Origin of the sequence: Sporolactobacillus putidus (assembly GCF_014647035.1) — a bacterium.
Taxonomy (GTDB): domain Bacteria; phylum Bacillota; class Bacilli; order Bacillales; family Sporolactobacillaceae; genus Sporolactobacillus; species Sporolactobacillus putidus.
Genome location: NZ_BMOK01000032.1, coordinates 1 through 1,478, shown reverse-complemented (window position 1 = coordinate 1,478; position 1,478 = coordinate 1). Strand labels below are relative to the sequence as shown.

At 53.4% G+C, this 1,478-nt stretch carries 1 protein-coding gene; it reads right to left on the bottom strand.

The window, feature by feature from the left end; translation table 11 throughout:
- Positions 1-1,392: transposase (locus IEX81_RS16460; RefSeq protein WP_188805336.1), on the bottom strand; the 1,392-nt coding region annotated here is incomplete at its 3' end.
- Positions 1,393-1,478 lie beyond the last annotated feature (86 nt).

Sequence of the window (1,478 nt, the reverse complement as noted above, 5' to 3'; positions counted from 1 at the left end):
CTGCTTTTCCTGAATTATTTGCGTTACGGATAAATGCGGATTTCGGGCAAACAGGTGAAAAATCGATCGGCGTAAATAAGCCATCACCGTTGCTTCAGACACCACGCCTTTTGATGGGGTCCTCAGATAGCGGAAAAACAGACCCGAAACTCGGCTGGAATCGCGCAAGGCAATCATTTGAAGCAGACCCAGGGCGATGCAGCTGCACATCATGTAGCCCTCCATGGCTTTCACAGTTTGAAGGATCCGTTCTCGATCGCCGGTCTCGGTGATCTGATCCAGGGGCTGGGCTTCACCTTTTTTGAGCACGCGTTTCAGTTTCGGCATCGACCGGCTCCAGAAATGATAGGCGAAGGCACCGAGGGACTGTTTCAGCGTCCGAAACGTGGTTTCGGTCGTGAAGCGCCGGCCATAGAGCCGGATGATCGCTTCCGGAGCCAGTGCTCGGTCGGTGCTCACCAGAATCGACTGGCGTTCACCCATCGTGACGAGCACGAAGCGTAATTCCTGGTACAGCCCCTGGCCCCAGAGCAGATCTCGGCATAAATAGGACACTGTTTCCTCCTTGCCGTAGAGTCGGACCGTTACTGTTTTAAACGCTTGGGCCTGAGTAACAAACAGCGTTTTCAGTTTACGGCTTGCCCCTTTTTTCCGTGGTCGTCCTCGTCGCCCTGTCTGAACCGGAAGCTCATAGGCGACGCACGAAGTCTTGGCCTTGGTCACCAGATCCAGCCGGGTCGTCCCTTCCAAATTCCGCTGATTCAGGCGCTGGAGTGCAGGAACCGACAGAAAATAGCGATCAAGGAGAAACAGGGCCCGGCCCAGAATCCTGGATGCCGCGAAACCCTGGTCGATCATCTGGACCACGTGAGACTCCTGACGTTCGTCAGGTTCGTTCCAGCTGAATAGCTTCTTCACGCCGTCCTGAAGATTGAGGAATAGAGGCAGACAAAAAGTTTTGCCGGATTTTCCAATCAGAACCCCAACAGCGCCCCAGAGATGGCCGAAGATGAACCGGGCTTTGGACACATCTTCAGACTCCTGGAACAGTTTTTTCACGCCGGGCATGAAACGAGCCTCCTTTGCCTGCTTCACCCCGTCACCAACTAAAATCACAGCGTTGCCTTCGCGCTGGAGTGGTGCACGCTGGAGGACAATACGCAGCCATTTCTGACGCAGCGCATCCAGTGACCAGGCGGACGAACGGAAAAAGTGAATCAGCTTCTCGTAGCAACGCGGGCTGAGGGACAGGTCGCGGATGATTGATGTGACGCCAAGACGGTCGGAGCGAATCATCAATCCGGTAATCAGAACAACAAACCACTTGAAAGTAGCGAATCTATGGAAACAGGGACGGAACGACACGAAAACAGAATCAATAAATTTTAGCATGGCACTGGTCAATCGCCACGGAACAGGGTAAACTGGAAACACGATAACCCCTGGCGATTTTTCTCCTCAATTTGTGGTAAAGAGAG